Source organism: Limnothrix redekei LRLZ20PSL1 (assembly GCF_043235035.1).
GTDB lineage: Bacteria > Cyanobacteriota > Cyanobacteriia > CACIAM-69d > CACIAM-69d > CACIAM-69d.
Window position 1 is genome coordinate 62244 of sequence record NZ_JAZAQF010000057.1, and the last position, 19754, is coordinate 81997.

The following is a 19754-nucleotide window of genomic DNA, read 5'->3' on the forward strand; positions in this document are numbered from 1 at the left end:
GATCAGGCAGCGGGTCAGGGCGATCGGGGCGATCGGGGCGATCGGGGCGATCAGGCCAATCAGGCCAATCTGCAAACCACTAGGATTTGGGGCGGCGGTAGAAGGGACGATTGACCACCTCAGCGGTGATGAATTTATTCCGAATTTGCACCTCCAAGGCTTGCCCCACTTCCGCCAGGGCCGTGGGCACGTAGGCCAAGGCGATCGGGCGGTTGAGGGTGGGTGAAAATGTCCCGCTGGTGACAATGCCCACCGTCTCTCCCTGGTGCAACACCGGGTAATCATGGCGGGCAATGTGGCGATCGGGCAAGCTCAACCCCACCAGGCGGCGGGGAATGCCGGCCGCCTGTTGAGCCTCCAGGGCCGCCCGCCCCAGAAAGTCTCCCTTGCGATCGAGATGCACCAGCCAATCTAAGCTGCCTTCAAAGGGCGTGGTTTCCTCGGTGATGTCCTGACCATAGAGGGCCATGGCCGCCTCCAAGCGCAGGGTATCGCGGGATCCCAGCCCACAAGGAGCCACGCCCGCTGCAATTAACCGCTGCCAAAGCCGTTGCCCCGCCTCCAGATCCAGCATGATTTCAAAACCATCTTCGCCCGTGTAGCCGGTGCGGGCCATGAAAACGGCATCCGTTCCCAGGTGTGTGCGAATCGATCGATAGAACTTGAGTTGTCCCAAATCCGCCGTGATCCAGGGTTGCAAGGTGGCGGCGGCAGTTGGGCCCTGCACCGCAATCAAGATTTGCTCGGGCGATCGATCGATGACCGTCACCGCCGGATCCAAGTGAGCCGCCAACCAAGCCAGATCCTTAGCGGTGGTGGCGGCATTAATAATCACCGTGGCGAGATCGTCCCCTTCGCTATAGACAATCAAGTCATCCACAATGCCGCCCTGTTCGTTCAGCAGCACCGTATATTTCCCTTGCCCCGACTGGAGCGGGCTGAGATCGCTGGGCACTAACTGCCCCAAGGCCGTTTGCCAGGGGCCTTGCAGTTCCAGCTTGCCCATGTGAGAAATATCAAAACAGCCCACGCCCGATCGCACGGTTCGGTGCTCTTCCATCAGGCCAGCAAACTGCACTGGCATTTCCCAACCGCCAAAACCGGTCATTTTTGCGCCCAACTCAACACAGGCGGCAAACAAGGGGGTACGGCGTAGCTCGATCGCGCTCAAGGGATTGTCCTCAAGGGTAGAAATTGGGGCCTTTTCCATTATGCCGGGTTGCTCACGCCGCCATCAAAAAGGAGCGATCCCATGATCTCAATGATCTGGATCGCTCCTCGGAATAACGCTTAATCAGGATGCATCAAGGGGCTGCATCAAGGGGCTGAGGTTAGGCGTTGCCCCCATCACCCACTACCCGATCGAGCCGGGCGATCGGGTCACAGGGTTGAGCACCTAGTCTTCGTCGTCGAAATCTTCGCCGCCGTCAGTGTAGCTCTCTTCCTCTTCCTCATCGCCGCTGCTGGTGTAGCGGCTGCCGTAGCTGCCGCCGATGTCCTCATCATCGATGATCGCCGGGTTACGGCTCAGACCGTAGGCTGCCTCAGCGCCCAGGTCGATCGTCCCTTCCAGCTCATAGGCCCGCGCCGTGCGATCGTCCAGCACCACATCGGCCAGCTCCCCATCGTCGCCATAGAGCGGATCGGTCAGGGTGTAGCCCGTGGTTTCGTAGGGGCTAATTTCATCCACCAGGCCTTCTTCGTAGGCATTGAAGCCCGTACCCGCCGGAATCAGACGACCGATGATCACGTTTTCCTTCAGGCCACGCAGCCAGTCGGATTTGCCCTCGATCGCCGCCTCCGTCAGCACCCGCGTGGTTTCTTGGAAACTGGCCGCCGAAATGAAACTGTCCGTGTTCAGCGAAGCCTTGGTGATCCCCAACAGCACGGGCGTGTAAAGGGCCGGAGCCGCGCCGGTAATCGACATGGCTTCATTCACCCGCTCCACCTGTTGCAGTTCCACCAACTCACCCGGCAGCATCGTCGTATCACCACCGTCATCGATCCGCACCTTGGAGGTCATCTGCCGCACAATCACTTCAATGTGCTTGTCGGAGATTTCAATCCCCTGGGACTGGTACACGGACTGCACTTCATCCACCAGGAATTTTTGCACCCGCTGCAAGCTATCGAGGGCCGCTTCGTAGGGCGACATCAACTCCGCGTAGTAGTTGAAGAAGATTTCCAGGGTTTCGTGGGGATTAGCCGGGCCATCGGTCAGCGGTTCCGCCACGTTCGTCGTTTGACCATCAACCACCTGCACGTTTTGACCGGCCCGAATCGGGTATTCCGCCAAGGTGCCATCGTTCTCGATGATCTTGACTTCCACCGTGTCATCTTCCCCATAGACCACTTGGGCCGTACCGGGACGACGGGCCAACACGCAAGCTTCCTTGGGCTTCCGGGCTTCCAGCAGTTCCTCAATCCGGGGCAAACCTTGGATGATGTCTCCGGTTTTGGTGCGCTCAAACACCAACAACACCAGATTGTCACCCCGCTGAACTAGGTCGCCATCGTCAATGTGCAACACGGCTTGGGAGGACACACGGTAGGGGCGTGCCACCCGCAACACCACGTGATCTTCCCCGATCGACAGCACTTGGCCCGATTCGGCGCTGACCTGGCCGGGCGCAATTTCGCTCTTGCCCGCCACCACCAAGTCATCCACTTTGACGGTCGGGGTTTCCTGGGTCGCCACGGTCACCTGGTCGGTGGGGCGCATGATCAGCAAACGCCGCAGGCTTTCCCCGTCGCCGCGAATGCCGCGCACTTCCCCGCCGTCTTTAGCTTGGATTTCGGTGCGGGCCACCACGGCTCCCGGATCCACCCGATCGCCATCCTTCACCAGCAGGCGCGTGTGGGTGCTGCCCTGGGTCGGATCTGCCGACACATCTCGCCGCACCACCAGAGATTCCAAAATCACCAGTTGCAGGCGCTTGATGTCTTCGTCCGTTGGATCATCCACCAGTTCAATATCGGCGGCCAACTGCGGCGTGCCCTTATCCATTTCCAGGATCAGTTGGGTGCGCAGCAGGTCAATCCCTTCCACGGACTTAACCCGCTCACCGTCCTTGAACGGAATCCGCTGAACGGCCCGCAGTTTGATCGATCGCCCGGCTTCTTCGGCGGAATCTTGGCTCGGCACGGCCGGCTCATCGGGCACGGTGAACTCAATCACCGGCCGCAGCAACAGGCCCGACCCTTCCGGCGTTTCCACATATTCCACGCAAACCAGCTCTTCGGCCGGCAGCCCCGGAATAATGTCTTGACCGGGGGTGATGATTTGCCCATCGACGGTGGCCACCAAGTCCGGATCATCGACCATCCGCAGATCGCCGGGCTTGATCGAAATTTCCCGCAGAATGTCGTTCTTTTGGATCACTTCCACGATCCCGGCACTCTGGCAGAAGATGTCCTTGACGATCTCAGTGCCCGCTTCCACATACTGGCCGTCTTCCACCATCAACAGGGAGATGTCCTTGTTGATTTCGTGGGTTTCTTCGGGAATCCAAAGCAGCGTGCCCCCTTGGAGCACTTCATAGCCCTGTTTGCCCTTGGCCTTTTTGGCCACTTCCACGCCGGAGTAGCGCAGAATCCCGCCGGTGCTGGTGCGGTAGTGGTCGTCAATCAGCTCGGCCACCACTTGGTTGTGCAACACCTTGGTGCCGGGGGTGGCAATCAGGGAGAAGAGTTGTCCCCGATCGGTCTCAATCAGGTAGTGATCACGACCTTGGGCGCTTTCGGTGCGGATCCGAGCTTCGTTCAGCAACACCGAGGCGGTGATAATTTCAATTTCTCGGCTGCCGGCCTTGCCGTCGGCTTCGGCCACCTCGATCGGGAGGCGCACCACCCCGCCATGCTCCGTCACCAGGCGGGTTTCCGCCAGGATGCTGTTGGCCTCTACCACACTGCCATTTTTGACCGTGGGTTCAGCCCCCGGCGGCAGGTTGTAGACTTCCCCAGACAGCACCCAAATCAGCCCACTCCGCTGAGCAATTCGGGTGGTGTTGCCTTGGCGGTCTTTTTTCTCTTCGGGATAGACTCCATCGAACAGCACCTCACCGGCCATGTCCGAAGGCACGTCCTTGGTGGCTTTTTCGGTGGATTTCCGGGTGGTGCGCCCTTGGGCCTGCACCTCCACCAGCATTTGACCCAGCTTCACTTCTTCACCGCTGCGGGCAATCAGGATCGAGCCTTGGCTGGCTTCGAAGGTTTCCTTTTTGCCACCGGCTTCCACGGTGAGTTTGGTGGGCGCTTCCAGCAACAGGGCATCTTCCCCGTGGCGGGTGCGGAAGGAGCGGGCCCGCAGGTTCTTGGGATATTTGACCACCCCATCAAAGGGCGCACGAATCTGACCGGCCACTTCTCCGGTGAAGACCCCCCCCGTGTGGAAGGTACGCATGGTGAGCTGCGTCCCGGGTTCCCCGATCGACTGGGCCGCGATAATCCCCACCGCTTCACCCATGTCCACCATGCTGCCGTGGGCCAAGCTCCAGCCATAGCACTTTTGGCAGACCGATCGGGCCGCTTCACAGGTCAGGGGCGATCGCACGATCACCTCTTCCACGCCCGCCGCTTCGATTTCCTTGGCCAGCTCATCGGAAATGTCTTGGTTGCGGGCCGCCAGCACCTCGCCGGTTTGCGGATGAACCACATCCACCGCCACCACCCGACCCAACAGTCGGGAGCTAATCGGAATTAGGATTTTTTCATCGTCGGTCATGGCCCGAACCGGAATCCCCCGTTCCGTGCCGCAATCGGTTTCCCGAATAATCGTGTCCTGAGACACGTCCACCAACCGGCGCGTTAGGTAACCGGAGTCCGCCGTGCGCAATGCCGTGTCCACCAGCCCCTTGCGTGCCCCGTAGGAGGAAATGATGTACTCGGTAACGGTCAGCCCTTCGCGGAAGTTGGTTTTAATCGGCAAGTCGATGATTTCCCCTTGGGGGTTCGCCATCAAGCCGCGCATCCCCACCAACTGGCGCACCTGGGACAGGTTCCCCCGTGCCCCGGAGAAGGCCATCATGTAGACGGAGTTCAGGGGATCGTTGGATTCAAAGTTGCGCACCACCTCATCTTTCAGGTTTTCGCTGGTGCCGTTCCAGGTGTCGATTACCTTTTGGAAGCGCTCCACTTCCGTAATTTCCCCGCGCACATATTTGGTTTCCGTGCGGCGGATTTCCTCTTCGGCGGCTTCCAGCAGTTGGCGCTTAATCGGCGGAATTTGCAGGTCATCGACACTAATCGAGACCCCGGCACGGGTGGCGAATTTAAAGCCTAGATCCTTCAGGGCATCGGCAAGCTGGGAGGTGCGGGCCGTTCCGTAGTGGGTAAAGGCCCAGGCAATCAGGTTCCGCAGTTGACCCTTACGGATCACGCGGTTGTAAAAGATGGGTTGGGTCGGTTGGTCAGCCATGATCGGTTCGATCTTGTTGCGGTGATGGGGCCAAGCAGGGAAAAGCGATCGCCCCGATCGGGGCCAGGGCCAACGGGGCGATCGCGCAGGCTGGATTAGCCGATGCTGAGGACAGCCTGTTGAATCGTTTGGTTCAGCAAAATGCGACCCGGCGTGGTGCGGATGTATTGGGCCAGCAGTTCACCATCGCACTCGCGCCGAAGGCTGAGGGGGCGGCGGGTCTTTTTGCCCAGGGTGATGGTGGTGGCGGTGCTGCCTGCGGGAATCGTCACCGACTCGGCCGGCTGGGCCACGCGAATCGTCACCTGCTCCGGCGTAATCCGAATCACTTGCCCCGTGGCGGGCGCACTCACACCGGCCGCCAAAGCCGTGCCTTCCACCACCACATGGCCGTTGTTAATCACGGGGGTTTCACCATTCAGGGACACATCGATGGTGTCTTCACCCACCATCACCCACTGCTCCCCAACACCCTCGTCATGCTCCACGGGGCCGTTGTACTGCACCCAAACATAGGTATGGAGGCCCACCTTGCCCCGATCGTAGGCGATCGTCGCATCATCCAGGTTGGCAAAGTAGCGCAGCACATCGGCCTTCTGGTTCGGGTTTTCGGCCGTTAGGTAGTAGCAGCCCAACACCATGTCTTGGCTAGGGGTAATAATCGGGCGACCCGTTGCCGGTGACAGCACATTGTTAGAAGCCAGCATCAGCAGGCGCGCTTCCGCCTGGGCTTCCAGGGACAAGGGCACGTGTACCGCCATTTGGTCACCGTCAAAGTCCGCGTTAAAGGCCGGACAAACCAGCGGGTGCAACTGAATGGCACGCCCATCCACCAAGATCGGCTCAAAGGCCTGAATCCCCAATCGGTGCAGGGTCGGAGCGCGGTTCAGCATCACCGGGTGGCCGTCAATCACCTCTTCCAGCACATCCCACACAGCAGGGTCGTTGCGCTGGATCATCTTCTTGGCGGCCTTGATGTTGTTGACCAAGCCTTGCTTGATCAACCGGTGGATCACGAAGGGCTGGAACAGCTCGATCGCCATTTCCCGAGGTAGACCGCATTGGTGAATCTTCAGATTCGGCCCGACCACAATTACGGAACGGCCGGAGTAGTCCACCCGTTTACCCAGTAGGTTTTGGCGGAAGCGGCCCTGTTTCCCTTCAATGATGTCCGACAGGGACTTCAGCGGGCGGTTGTTGGCTCCCACCACTGTCCGACCCCGCCGACCGTTATCAATCAGCGCATCGACAGCTTCCTGCAACATCCGCTTTTCGTTGCGGACAATGATTTCCGGAGCCAGGATCTCTTGCAAGCGAGCCAACCGGTTATTGCGGTTAATCACCCGACGATAGAGATCGTTCAAATCCGAGGTGGCAAACCGCCCCCCATCCAACTGCACCATCGGTCGCAGGTCGGGCGGAATCACCGGAATCACATCCAGCACCATCCACTCGGCCTTCGCCCCGGTGGCCACAAAGTTGTCAATCACCCGCAGGCGTTTGATCAGCTTGGCCCGCTTTTGCCCCTTGGCCGTGGCGATTTCTTCCCGCAAGCGCTCGGCTTCCTGCTCCAGGGGAATATCCTGCAACAGGCGCTGAATCGCTTCAGCCCCAATGCCCACTTCCACGCCTTCGAGATCCGAATCATCGGCGTAGAGGCGATCTTCGATTTCAATCCACTGCTCTTCGCTCAGCAGTTGTTTGTAGCTGAGATCTGCCGCATTACCCGGATCGAGCACCACGTAGGAGTTGAAGTACACCACCTGCTCCACATCGCGCAGGGGCATATCCAACAGGATTGCCATGTAGCTGGGGATCCCCTTCAGATACCAAACGTGGGTGACGGGGGCCGCCAGTTTGATGAAGCCCATTCGGTGACGACGCACCCGCGATTCGGTCACTTCCACACCGCAACGTTCGCAGACAATACCGCGGTGGCGCACCCGCTTGTATTTGCCACAGTGGCATTCCCAATCCTTGGCGGGTCCAAAAATCCGCTCGCAGAATAGCCCGTCCATTTCGGGCTTCAGGGTGCGGTAGTTGATCGTTTCGGGCTTGGTCACTTCACCGACGATTTGACCGTTGGGCAAGGTACGCTCGCCCCATTGGCGAATCCGCTCGGGCGAGGCGATGCCGATCTTTACGTAGTCAAAGCGCTGCTTGAGTTTCGACATGGTTGTTCGGTGACGGTGGGCAATCAGCAGGCAAACGGGAATGGATCGATCGCCCCAGACAGGACATTAAGGGGGCGATCGATCCGCAGAACTCACACCTTACTCGTCGTCAAACCCTTCGCGGGCGAACACTTCGTAAGTGGGACGGGTGGGCGCGCGGCGGACACCGGGGATATCGATCATCAGATCTACCTCCACATCGCGGCTGGTGCCGTCGTCTTGGATTTCGCTCTTGTGGACGGCGATGTCCAAACAGAGGGATTGCAGCTCGCGCATCAGCACCTTGAAGGATTCCGGTGTACCCGGCCGTGGGATCGCCTTGCCCTTCACTATGGCGTTCAGCGCTTCGTTGCGCCCCTGCATATCGTCGGACTTGACCGTCAACAGCTCTTGCAGGATGTAGGCGGCCCCGAAGGCTTCCAGGGCCCACACTTCCATTTCCCCAAACCGCTGGCCACCCTGCTGGGCCTTACCGCCGAGGGGTTGCTGGGTCACGAGGGAGTAGGGGCCGGTGCTGCGGGCGTGGATCTTGTCATCAACCAAGTGGACTAGCTTCAGCATGTAGCCCTTGCCGACGGTGACGGGGCGATCGAACGGTTCCCCTGTCCGGCCATCGTAGACCGTGATTTTTCCGGGATTCGTCGGCTCAAACAGCCAGTCCTTACCGGTTTCGTCGCGGGCTTCCTGCAACTTGCCATGCACCGCCAAGCGGGAGGCTTCTGCCCCGTACATTTCGTCAAAGGGCGTGACCTTGAAACGCATCCCCAACTGCTCACCGGCCCAACCCAGCAAGCACTCAAACACCTGACCGACGTTCATCCGGGAAGGCACTCCCAGCGGATTCAGCACCACATCTACCGGGCTACCGTCGGGCAAGAAGGGCATATCTTCCACGGGCAGGATCTTGGAGATGATCCCCTTATTGCCGTGGCGACCGGCCATTTTGTCGCCCACTTGGATTTTCCGCTTTTGGGCCACGTAAACGCGCACGACCATGTTCGCGCCGGGGGGCAGCTCGTCGCCCTGTTCTCGGGTAAATACCCGCACATCGACAACACGACCCTTTTCACCGTTGGGCACGCGCAGGGAGTTATCGCGCACGTCCCGGGCTTTTTCACCGAAGATCGCTCGCAACAGTTTTTCTTCCGGCGGTTGATCCGATTCACCCTTGGGCGTGACTTTCCCGACCAGGATGTCACCGGATTCCACCCAAGCGCCGATCCGGATGATGCCGTGCTCGTCCAGTTGCCGCAGGGCATCTTCCCCAACGTTGGGAATTTCGCGGGTGATTTCTTCGGGGCCGAGTTTGGTTTGGCGGGCTTCAATCTCGAATTTTTCAACGTGGATCGAGGTATAAACATCCTCGGCCACTAGGCGCTCACTGATCAGGATTGCGTCTTCGTAGTTGTAGCCTTCCCAGGGCATGTAAACGACGGTGACGTTTTGCCCCAGGGCCAATTCGCCGCCTTCAGTGGAGGAGCCGTCGGCCAGCACCTGCCCAGCCACCACACGCTCGCCGCTGTAGACCAAGGGCCGCTGGTTGAGGCAGGTATCCTGGTTCGATCGCTGGTACTTTTGCAGCTCGTATTCCAGGATGTTGCCGTCTGGATCCTTGACGCGGATTTCTTTGGCGGACACGTAGACCACTTCTCCGGCAGTGCGGGAGACGATCACCATCCCCGAGTCGCGGGCGGCCTGGGCTTCCAATCCAGTACCTACGAGGGGCCGTTCGGGCCGCAGCAGGGGCACGGCTTGCCGTTGCATGTTCGATCCCATCAGGGCCCGGTTTGCGTCGTCATGCTCCAGGAACGGAATCAGGGACGTGGCTACCGAGATGATCTGTACCGGGGACACGGCGATGTAGTCCACCTGGTCGGGGGTGGTGGTGGTGAATTCCTGGCGGTAGCGCACGGGCACCGATTCCCCGAGGATGTAGCCGTTTTCGTCCATGGGCACATCCCCAGGAGCTACGCGCACATCGTCCTCTTCGTCGGCGGTCATGTAGATCGGCGAGCGATCGAGCCGGACGCGGCCATTTTCCACCGGGAACACCGGGGTGGTAATGAAGCCGTAGGGATTAACGCGGGCATGGGTCGCCAAGGAGCCGATCAGACCCGCGTTGGGGCCTTCCGGCGTTTCGATCGGGCAGATTCGGCCATGATGGCTGGGGTGAATGTCCCGCACCGCGAAGCCCGCCCGCTCCCGGGTCAGACCGCCGGGGCCCAAGGCACTCAGACGACGCTTGTGGGTCAACTCCGCCAGAGGATTAGTCTGATCCATGAACTGGGACAGTTGGCTGGAGCCGAAGAACTCCTTAATCGCCGCCACCAGGGGTTTCGGGTTGACCAAAGAAGCGGGCGTTAGGGAATCCGCATCAGATACGGTCATCCGTTCGCGAATGATCCGCTCCAGGCGGTTAAGGCCCACGCGCACTTGGTTTTGCAGCAGTTCACCCACGGAACGCACCCGGCGGTTGCCCAGGTGGTCGATGTCGTCGGTGCTGCCCAGGTCAAATTCCAGGTTGATCAGGTAGTCGATCGCCGACAGAATATCCTGCGGGGTCAACACGCGCACCGTGTCAGGAATATTCAGGTGCAGCTTGCGGTTGATCTTGTAGCGGCCCACCTTGCCCAGGTCGTAGCGCTTGGGATCAAAGAAGCGTGAATCCAACAGTTGCTGACCACCCGAAACCGTCGGCGGTTCGCCCGGTCGCAGCTTGCGGTACAGCTCCATCAGCGCTTCTTCTTCGGAGAAGTCGCCTTCTTTTTCGATCGTCCGTTGGAAGTATTCCGGGTGACGCAGCCCATCGAGGATTTCCGCCGTCGTCCAACCCAGGGCCTTTAGTAGCACTTGGGCCGACAGTTTGCGGGTCTTGTCGATCCGCACCCAAACCATGTCGTTTTTGTCAGTCTCAAACTTCAGCCAAGCACCCCGGTTGGGAATCAAGCTGGCGGAGTAGGTGCGGCGACCGCTTTTGTCAATTTCAAACTTGTAGTAAACGCCGGGGCTACGAACGATTTGGTTCACGATCACCCGTTCCGCGCCGTTGATGATGAAGGTTCCCCGTTCCGTCATCAGGGGCAGATCGCCAATGAAGACTTCTTGCTCCTTGATTTCGCCGGTTTCTTTGTTGATCAACCGGGTCGGCACATACATTTGCACCGAATAGGTGGCATCCCGCCGCTTGGCTTCATCAACGTCATACTTGGGTCGCTTCAGCTTGTAGTTTTTGCCGATGAAGTGCAGCTCCAACTTGCCGGTATAGTCCGTTATGGGGGAGAAACTGTCGAGTTCTTCGATCAGGCCTTCTTCGAGGAACCAACGGAAGCTGGCCCGCTGAATTTCAATCAGGTCGGGCAGCAGAAACGAAGGGGTCGTGGTCGCGAGTTTGTCGGTCATGCGTCTCCTGGGGGCGGTGATGCCAAGTGCAAACCCGTTGGCAGATGGAACGCGGGCAGCAAAACAGCAGCAAAACAACGGTGACCGGGCTTGGCAAGGGGCAAATCACAGGGGCGATCGCCCGGCCCGGCTGCGGGGCCCTAGGCGAGGGCCAGGGCGGGAACGGTGGGTTCGATCGACTGGGGCAGTCGGAACAACTGGCGAGCATTGGCGCTGGTTTGCTCGCCCAGAGCGATCGGGTCAAGATTCCGCAGGGCGGCTACCTGGTTGAGCACCGAAACCACGTAGGCCGGTTCATTGCGACGACCGCGATGGGGAACAGGAGCCAAAAATGGGCAATCCGTTTCCACCAACAGGCGATCGAGCGGCACCACCTTGGCGGATTCCTGAATGTCTGGGGCATTTTTGAAGGTGACCGTACCGCTGAAGCTGATGTGAAACCCAAGCTCCACAAACTGCAATGCCTGCTGAGGGGTACCTCCCCAGCAGTGCAAAACTCCCGCCGGACAATCCGGGCGATCGCGCAGAAACGCAAGCATTTCCTCAGCAGCCTCGCGGCAATGGATAATCACCGGCAAACCTAAATCGCTGGCCAAATCAAGCTGGGCCCCAAAGGCCGCAAACTGCACTTGGTGGGCTGTTGATTTATAGAAATCGAGACCGGTTTCACCAATGGCCACCACCTTCGGATCCGATTGAGCCAAGGTACGAATTTGCCCGCCCAGCGCCTCTTGCCACTGATGTTCCGCCTCCAGTGGGTGTAGCCCAACAGCGAAAAACACTTCAGGGCAAGCCCGGGCGATCGCCTGAATCGCCCCAAACTCGCCCGGATGCACACAAGCGTGAACCAACGCGTCAACGCCGGCCGCCAACCAACGCTGGCGAACGGCGCTGAAATCATCACTAAAGTTGGGGAAATTAACGTGAACGTGCGTGTCGATCGCTTTCACGGCGCGTTTACCCACCTCGACTACGGCTAAGGGTTAATGCTTGGGATCTCAGCCCAGCAGTCTCAGTCAGCGATGGGCAACGCACCAAAGGTGGCGAGGCCCCATCACCCAACCAACCCTTAAGCAGCGACAGCCTTCTTCAGGTAGCTGGCCAACTTCGACTTTTTGCGCGCACCGTTGTTGCGGTGATAAACACCCCGCTTCACGGCCTTGTCAATTTTGCTGGCGGCATTGGACAGATTTGCTTGGACGGCTTCCAGGGCTTCCGGCGAAGGGTTGGCCGCGTAAGCATCCACCGACGACAGATATTTCTTGGTCAGGGTTCGCACCGCCGACTTATAAGCTTTATTACGCAGTCGATTACGCTCTGCGATCTGAACGCGCTTGATTGCAGACTTAATATTAGCCACGGTCGATCTCTTAGGATTTCGATTGCAACGTTGACACTAGATTCCCATGCCGGGGCAAGGGGGACACCCAAACCAGAGGACTTGGGTTCTTGCTTGTTTCTCGTGGTCGAGTCTTCCGCGCCTTCGTTCTAGGATGAGACCAGGAAAAGTCTCAGGGTCGCTCCGCAGGCTGACACCGCTACAATGAGCGGTCAAGAAGCATCGGCACTGGTTCCTTGGGCCCGGTGAGTCGTGACGCTGTTGAGCAGGAAAAAATTTCTGCTCTGGCAGTCACCCTTTGGCAAGGCTGAACAAGGAGAGATTGGACGGTGTTGGAACTGCCCGGCGATCCATAATAACACCCATGGCCGGAACTCGTGCAAAGAACTCCGGAATTTTGTTAAAAAATGTTTTAATACTCACCGCATTAGCCAGGCGATCGCACAAGAGTCCCTGTTGCTTTTTAACCCTTGCTCTCAAGAGACAAGGTTTTCAGGCTGCCGAGTGTTTCTATAATGATGACTACGCCGATCTCGTCGGTAGCCACGGGGCGCTGCGAGGTCGCCGAATTGGACGACCAGGACGCGAAGACTCCATGTTGCGAATTATTACCGAATTGGCCGAGGCCCGGTCGGAGCTGCGGCGGATTTGCGATCGCACCCACGATGAGCAGGTGACGCACAAGGAAGCCACCGTGCGTCAGATCCTCCAAACCGTGAAGCGCCAAGGCGATCGGGCCTTGCTAGCCTACACGGAAGAGTTTGACAAGCAGATTTTAACTGCCGAGCAACTTCGCGTCACGGGGTCGGAACTGGATGCGGCCTACCAACAGGTTTCCAAGGAACTCTTGTCGGCGATCCAACTGGCGAGCCGACAAATTGAGGAGTTTCACCGGCTGCGCGTTCCCAAAAGCTGGGTGCAATTTGGCGATCGAGATGTGGTCTTGGGTAAGCGCTACACGCCGGTCGATCGCGCTGGTCTCTACGTTCCCGGTGGTCGGGCCGCCTATCCCAGCACCGTGCTGATGAATGCGATTCCGGCCAAGGTGGCCGGGGTGGAGCGAATTGTGATGGTGACCCCGCCGGGGCCCGGGGGTGCTTTGAACCCGGCCGTGCTGGTGGCAGCCCAAGAGGCGGGCGTGACGGAAATTTACCGGGTGGGCGGGGCCCAGGCGATCGCCGCCCTCGCCTACGGTACAGAAACGATTCCGAAAGTGGACGTGATCACCGGTCCGGGCAATGTTTACGTGATGCTAGCCAAGGGGCAAGTCTACGGCACGGTGGGCATTGACTCCCTCGCTGGGCCCTCAGAAGTGCTCGTGATTGCCGATCGCACCGCGGATCCCACCCACCTGGCCGCCGACCTGCTAGCCCAGGCTGAGCATGACCCCATGGCCGCGGCAATTCTGATCACTACCGATGGCGACCTGGCCGGGAAGGTGGTGAACGAGGTGAAGGATCAACTGGCGGATCACCCTCGACGGATTGATACAGAAAAAGCGATCGCCCATTTTGGCCTGGTCATTGTGGTGGAAACACTGGAGTTGGCGGCGGAATTGTCCAACGAATTTGCACCGGAACACTTGGAATTGGAAGTGGCAGAACCCTGGGATTTACTGGAGCGGATTAAACATGCCGGAGCCATCTTCCTGGGCCACTCCACACCGGAAGCAGTGGGCGACTACCTCGCGGGCCCCAACCACACCCTGCCCACCTCCGGCGCAGCCCGCTATGCCTCGCCCCTGAGCACAGAAACCTTCATGAAGCACTCCAGCATCATTTCCTATTCCGCTGGGGCCCTGTCGTCCGTGTCCTCGGCAGTGCAGGCATTGGCGGAAGCGGAGGGTCTGCCGTCCCATGGCTATTCCGTGAAGGTGCGCACCGATCGCCCCAGTCCCGAACGTTAGGGAGGATTAGCAAGCAATTGGGCAATTGGAAGTTGAGATTTGTTGCAGATTGTTACCTGTTGTTGTAACTCTTCATATCCCATCCCCCATCCCCCCAAAGGAGATTGATAGACTAAACAACAGTTTTTTTAAGGCTTTGATCTTTGTGATCTTTGGCAAGCCGTTTTTAAAATCCCAACGCAGCCTTTGATCCCACACAACCGCTGTGCAGTTGCCAGGAAAAAATCGCTGCTGATCATCCCGTTGACGACCCTTCCCTAGCACGCTGATAGATCCGTTCAGATTGCGCCAGTCAGATCGATCCAGATCCTGTCCGGTTCAGTCATCCGCCCAACCCGTACCTCGATCGCACTAAGCAATTCATGGTTAGCACTCCCCAAAAACCGCAAGCCGTCCAGCCGGGAGTCAAAGTTCCCGCCAAGGACACAATCCTCACGCCGCGCTTTTACACCACCAACTTCGAAGAAATGGCGGCGATGGATATCTCTGCCAACGAAGAGGAACTCCAAGCAATCATCGAAGAATTTCGGGTGGACTATAACCGCCACCACTTCGTGCGCGATGAGGAGTTCAACCAAAGCTGGGATCACATTGACGGCAAAACCCGCGAGCTGTTCATTGAGTTTCTGGAGCGCTCCTGCACCGCTGAGTTTTCGGGCTTCTTGCTTTACAAGGAACTGTCGCGGAAACTGAAGGGCAAAAACCCGGTGCTAGCTGAAGGGTTTGAGCTGATGTCGCGGGATGAAGCACGCCATGCGGGCTTCCTGAACAAGGCGATGACGGACTTCAACCTGTCGCTGGATTTGGGCTTCCTGACCCAAAGCAAGAGCTACACCTACTTCGCACCGAAGTTCATCTTCTACGCGACCTATCTGTCGGAAAAGATCGGCTACTGGCGCTACATCACGATCTATCGCCACCTGGAAAAGAACCCCGAAGACCGGATTTATCCGATCTTCCGCTTCTTTGAAAACTGGTGCCAAGACGAGAACCGTCACGGCGACTTTTTCGATGCGGTGCTGCGGGCCAATCCCCAATTCCTGAACGATTGGAAAGCCCGTCTCTGGTGCCGGTTCTTCCTGCTGTCGGTGTTTGCGACGATGTTCTTGAACGATCTGCAACGGAGCGGGTTCTACGCGGCGATCGGGCTGAACGCTCGCGACTATGACATCGAAGTGATTAAGAAGACCAACGAAACGGCGGGTCGGGTGTTCCCGATCATCCTGGATGTGGAGAACCCTGAGTTCTATGAGCGGCTCGATCGCTGTGCCGCTAACAACATCAAATTGGGTGAAATCGCTGCCTCGAACGAACCGGGCTTCGTGAAGACTCTGCAAAAGTTGCCGCTGATTTTGAACACGGCCTGGCAGCTCATTGCCCTGTTCCTGATGCCACCCATCCGAGTTGACCAAAATTGGTCGGTGGCTCGCTAGAACTCGGGAATTAGACCCGATTTGACTGTCATTTCGAGCTGATTGGGTGGCCAGTGCTGAGCATTGGCCATCTTTTTTGTCTCTTTTTCTTTTGTCTCTTTTCTGCGTTTTGATCGCTTTTTCTGGCCCATCAAGCCAGTCATTTACGCACAATTAGGCAATGATTTCGTTGCCCTTCCTAGACAGCGGTAAGGTCGTTCGCTACCCTGAAGTCTGTAGTGACGGCTTTGCCGTATCCCGATCGAGATGGTTCTCTGTGCCTTGCCATGACTGCTTCTAGCACAAAACGCCGCCGCCAACTGCCTTGGCTCCATCGCCACGGTCGCACCGTAATTGCGGGCATCGCCGGAACCGGTTTGGTGCTCACCAGCTATCTAACCGTGGTGAAGTTAACGGGCGCAAAGGCGGCTTGCCCCACAGAAGGGTGCGATCGCGTCCTGAACAGTCCCTATGCCGAGGTGTTGGGGATACCGCTGCCGCTGATTGGGATGTTGGGCTATGGCGCGATGTTGTTGTTGGCGCTGGCTCCCCTGGCAACCCAACAGGCCCGTAAGGATCTGCAAGTGCAGATTGAAGAATGGAGCGGCTTGCTGTTGGTGGCGGGCGGCGCAGCGATGGCCACGTTCAGCGGCTATTTGATGTATGTGATGGTCTCGGAAATTCGCGAGACTTGTCTCTATTGCTTGGGGTCGGCGTTCTTTTCCCTGTCGCTGTTTGGTCTGGCCCTCAGCAGTCGCCGTTGGGATGATTTAGGGAAACCCATTTTTACGGCGATCGGGCTGGCCATCATCACGCTGGTGGGAACCTTGGGGGTTTATGCCACTCCCAGCGGATCCAGCTCCAACGGATCGGAAATGTTCACCATCAAGACCACTTCCGGCCCGGCGGAAATTGCTTTAGCCGAGCACCTGACTAAAACGGGGGCACAGGAATTTGGAGCCTATTGGTGTCCCCACTGCCACGAGCAGAAAGAACTGTTTGGCAAGGAGGCGGCCGCAAAGCTGCCCTACGTGGAGTGTGATCCCAACGGCAAGAACGCCAAGCCGGATCTTTGTCGGGCGGCGGGGATTCGCAGTTTTCCCTCCTGGAAAATTGGCGGCAAGCTCTATGAAGGGGTAACTCCGCTCGATCGCCTGGCGGATTTGTCGGGTTATCAGGGCGATCGCACCTTCCGCCAAGGAAGCCTTCAGGAACTGCCAAACCGCGCCGCCCCGATCCCAGAACCCGCCCCTAGTCCTTAAACCCCAATGACTTTCAGCCCAACACCTGAGTTCAGGAGGTTGGGCGTTGTAGATTTTGGGGCCATGATGGGGAATTGAACCGAAAATCTTGAAAAATTTGCAAATGCTTCGCCGGATCAGGCAACTTTTCGCTAGAAAAGCTAAAACAGACGGAATTTGCTTGACATCCTCCCCAGCCTAAAAGCGTGGGGATTCCGGCCCTGGCCGAACAACCGAAGTTGCTCGACTAGACCATGGGTTGACGCTTCACAGGCTGCTGCTAGCAAACCAGTCTGGCGCTAGCCTCCACGTCCGTTTTTAGTCTCGGACTGCCCGCCCGCGACTGAAAGAGAAGTTTGCTTGAGCAAACTGAATGGGGTGTCTTTAGGTCGGCTTCTCCGTTGCCCTCAGATTCTTTTCCTCTCGCTGTCCCAGGCCCGGTTTCACAGCTCAATGGCTGGTATATCGCTGCAAGATGAGGTGGGGATTTCAACCATTCCCATCCTAGCTACAAAATGGAATTTCCATGATCAAAGCTCGCCCGCCAAAGCCGTTAATTAAGCCGTAACGAAGCCAATCCGAGAGAGTGAGGTATCTATCACGATCCGTAATCTCTGAAGCGTTACGATTGAGACCGGGAGCAGTCGGCTAGAATCCAGAAAAGATCGTCAAACATCTTGCCGGGGGTGGCCACTTTTGACCTGGCCCATTTGGCTTGACTCGATCCAGTATTTCCGATCAGGGTGGCGTGCCAACGGCTATTCGCGATGTTCTGTTTAGGCATTTTGTTTAGGCGTTTCGTTTAGATGCTCCGTTTAATAGTCCTCGTGATTTGATTACTCGATTTAATCACCCAAGCTTGATCACCCATCGATCAACCAACCCTGATCGCTCTTGAGACCTCTGACAGTGGCTGTTATGCAGATTTGTCCCCAGTGCCAATGTGAAAACCCTGATGACAACAAGTACTGTCAGCAGTGTGGTGCCTCGCTTGATCGACTGCTTTGTCCGGAATGCGGCACTGAGAATCCCGTCGGTCAGCTCACCTGTAGTGACTGTGGCGAAGCAATCGGGACAGTTCTGCAAGCTCTTTTGGTGCCACCGGAGCCGGATGCCGCTTGGCCAAATCCCCCCGAGACCAATGATCCTGACCAGCCTTTTCTGCGCTACAGGCCCTTGACCCCGATTCGGGCGATCGATGCCAGCGCCCAATATCAAACCCAAGTGCTGGATCAACAACCTTATCGACTGCGATTTTTCGATCGCTGGTTGCACCAACCGATCGAGGGCGACGCGGAACCCACCTTGCCCCCCAGCTCTCAACCCGCAACTTACGAACTCTCGATCGAGTCCCAGATTCCCTCCATTGCCCAACCCTACCTGCTGCTCGATTCGCAACTGGGCCAACGCTTGCCCCAGGTCTACGACACCTGGCAAGGAGAAGGCTGGCAAGTGCTGTTGATTGAGGATCGATCGGACTGGAAATCCTTGAGCGATCTGTGGCGAGATCCCGACACGCCCACCCTGCAAGTCCTGCACGATCTCTACGAAATGCTCGACCTTTGGGAAGAGCTAATTCCCGTGCAATGCACCGCCAGCCTGCTGGTGCTCGACAACCTATGTGTTGACGAAGACAGCGTTCTGAGCCTTAAGCGCCTGCATGACCCCACCGCGCATCCGGAGCAGCCCACCGCCGCCAGCAGCCTCACGCATCTGGGCGAAGCCTGGCTACAGTTGCTGACCCAAGCGGAACATCCGGGAGCCGACTCCCTGATTAACCTGGCCCAACTGATTGCTCGGGGCCAATTCACCAGCCCCGATGTGGTGCGCCAGCACCTGCGACTCATTGCCGACAACTTGGAACAGAAATCCCCCGTGGCTGCGGCCGCCGCTAGTCTGAACGAGAGCGTGGCCATGCCCCCTAGCTCGGTTGTTCCTAGCGGTGGCAATCCGCTCGTGAATCTTCCCCTCAGCAGCCTGCGGGATGACGATGAGGACGATACGCCCACGATCGTCCTGCCCATGAAGTTGTCGAGTCTGGATGAGGCGGGGCGCACGGACATTGGTCGCCAACGCGATCACAATGAGGACTACTTCGGCATTTACACCAACTTCCAGCGCCTGGAAACCCCCAATGGCAGGACGGTTCGGGCCCACAATCTTTATATCCTCTGCGACGGGATGGGGGGCCATGCCAGCGGGGAAGTGGCCAGCCACTTGGCGGTCAAAACTCTGCAGGATTATTTCCAAACCAATTGGCAAAATGAAATGCCCCCGATCGAGGCCATTCGAGAGGGCATCTTCATCGCCAATCAGGCCATTTACGACGAAAACCAAAGCGAGCAGCGATCGGGCAGTGGACGAATGGGAACCACCCTGGTTTTAGTGCTTGTCCACAACTCCAAGGTGGCCGTGGCCCATGTGGGAGACAGCCGGCTCTATCGGCTCACCCGCCGTCGGGGTCTTGAGCAAATCACCACCGACCACGAAGTCGGACAGCGGGAAATTCAGCGCGGCATTGATCCCGATGCCGCCTACAGTCGCCCCGATGCCTATCAACTCACCCAAGCTCTGGGGCCCCGTGATAACACTGGAGTGGATCCAGAAATCCAGTTTTTGGATCTGGACGAGGATGCTCTGTTGTTGCTCTGTTCTGATGGATTGAGCGACAACGACTTGATTGAAACCCACTGGCAAACCCACTTAGCCCCACTGATTAGCTCTCGTGCCAATCTTGACCAAGGGGTTGCGCAACTGGTGGAGCTGGCAAATCAGCACAATGGCCATGACAACATCACGGCCCTGCTGATTCGAGCGAAGGTGCAGCCCAACATGGACAGCATGTTGATGTAGGGCTGGGAGTTGGA

At 58.0% G+C, this 19754-nt stretch carries 10 protein-coding genes; 4 read left to right on the plus strand and 6 right to left on the minus strand.

All coding sequences use genetic code 11. The annotated features are described in order from the left end of the window. Positions 1-79: 79 nt before the first annotated feature. The 6 genes from gcvT to rpsT all read right to left on the minus strand — a co-directional run bounded on the left by gcvT (position 80) and on the right by rpsT (position 12349). Positions 80-1210: a glycine cleavage system aminomethyltransferase GcvT gene (gene gcvT, locus VPK24_RS09240; protein ID WP_393012371.1), complete on the minus strand. Its 1131-nt coding sequence runs from the start codon at positions 1208-1210 to the stop codon at positions 80-82. A gap of 186 nt (positions 1211-1396) precedes the next feature. Further along, on the minus strand, positions 1397-5416 hold the full coding sequence (locus VPK24_RS09245) for a DNA-directed RNA polymerase subunit beta' (protein ID WP_393012373.1): 4020 nt from the start codon (positions 5414-5416) through the stop codon (positions 1397-1399). Positions 5417-5511: 95 nt separating this feature from the next. Further along, positions 5512-7590 (minus strand): DNA-directed RNA polymerase subunit gamma, encoded by a 2079-nt coding sequence (locus tag VPK24_RS09250; RefSeq protein WP_190355606.1) that lies wholly within the window; start codon positions 7588-7590, stop codon positions 5512-5514. Between the two features lie 99 nt (positions 7591-7689). Further along, on the minus strand, positions 7690-10989 hold the full coding sequence (rpoB, locus tag VPK24_RS09255) for a DNA-directed RNA polymerase subunit beta (protein WP_393012375.1): 3300 nt from the start codon (positions 10987-10989) through the stop codon (positions 7690-7692). Positions 10990-11129: 140 nt separating this feature from the next. Then, positions 11130-11939 (minus strand): TatD family hydrolase, encoded by an 810-nt coding sequence (locus tag VPK24_RS09260; RefSeq protein WP_393012548.1) that lies wholly within the window; start codon positions 11937-11939, stop codon positions 11130-11132. A 119-nt stretch (positions 11940-12058) separates the two neighbouring features. Next, on the minus strand, positions 12059-12349 hold the full coding sequence (gene rpsT, locus VPK24_RS09265) for a 30S ribosomal protein S20 (RefSeq protein WP_393012377.1): 291 nt from the start codon (positions 12347-12349) through the stop codon (positions 12059-12061). A 574-nt stretch (positions 12350-12923) separates the two neighbouring features. Between rpsT and hisD the strand changes: the two genes are divergently transcribed. The 4 genes from hisD to VPK24_RS09285 all read left to right on the plus strand — a co-directional run bounded on the left by hisD (position 12924) and on the right by VPK24_RS09285 (position 19740). Continuing rightward, positions 12924-14234, plus strand: coding sequence for a histidinol dehydrogenase (gene hisD / locus VPK24_RS09270; RefSeq protein ID WP_393012379.1), 1311 nt, complete (start codon positions 12924-12926; stop codon positions 14232-14234). A 362-nt stretch (positions 14235-14596) separates the two neighbouring features. Then, a complete protein-coding gene (acsF, locus tag VPK24_RS09275) occupies positions 14597-15667 on the plus strand; it encodes a magnesium-protoporphyrin IX monomethyl ester (oxidative) cyclase (protein ID WP_190526750.1) in 1071 nt (356 codons plus the stop codon). Between the two features lie 266 nt (positions 15668-15933). Beyond that, on the plus strand, positions 15934-16908 hold the full coding sequence (locus VPK24_RS09280; protein WP_393012382.1) for a vitamin K epoxide reductase family protein: 975 nt from the start codon (positions 15934-15936) through the stop codon (positions 16906-16908). A gap of 897 nt (positions 16909-17805) precedes the next feature. Beyond that, positions 17806-19740, plus strand: a complete 1935-nt coding sequence (locus VPK24_RS09285) for a serine/threonine phosphatase (RefSeq protein WP_393012550.1) — start codon at positions 17806-17808, stop codon at positions 19738-19740. The last annotated feature ends 14 nt before the right edge of the window (positions 19741-19754 follow it).

Excerpts from the sequence above, each read along its gene's own strand:
- VPK24_RS09250 (WP_190355606.1), bottom strand. The coding sequence starts at position 7,590 with ATGTCGAAACTCAAGCAGCGCTTTGACTACGTAAAGATCGGCATCGCC.
- gcvT (WP_393012371.1), bottom strand. The coding sequence starts at position 1,210 with ATGGAAAAGGCCCCAATTTCTACCCTTGAGGACAATCCCTTGAGCGCG.
- hisD (WP_393012379.1), top strand. The coding sequence starts at position 12,924 with ATGTTGCGAATTATTACCGAATTGGCCGAGGCCCGGTCGGAGCTGCGG.
- acsF (WP_190526750.1), top strand. The coding sequence starts at position 14,597 with ATGGTTAGCACTCCCCAAAAACCGCAAGCCGTCCAGCCGGGAGTCAAA.
- VPK24_RS09285 (WP_393012550.1), top strand. The coding sequence starts at position 17,806 with ATGCAGATTTGTCCCCAGTGCCAATGTGAAAACCCTGATGACAACAAG.
- rpoB (WP_393012375.1), bottom strand. The coding sequence starts at position 10,989 with ATGACCGACAAACTCGCGACCACGACCCCTTCGTTTCTGCTGCCCGAC.
- VPK24_RS09280 (WP_393012382.1), top strand. The coding sequence starts at position 15,934 with ATGACTGCTTCTAGCACAAAACGCCGCCGCCAACTGCCTTGGCTCCAT.
- VPK24_RS09245 (WP_393012373.1), bottom strand. The coding sequence starts at position 5,416 with ATGGCTGACCAACCGACCCAACCCATCTTTTACAACCGCGTGATCCGT.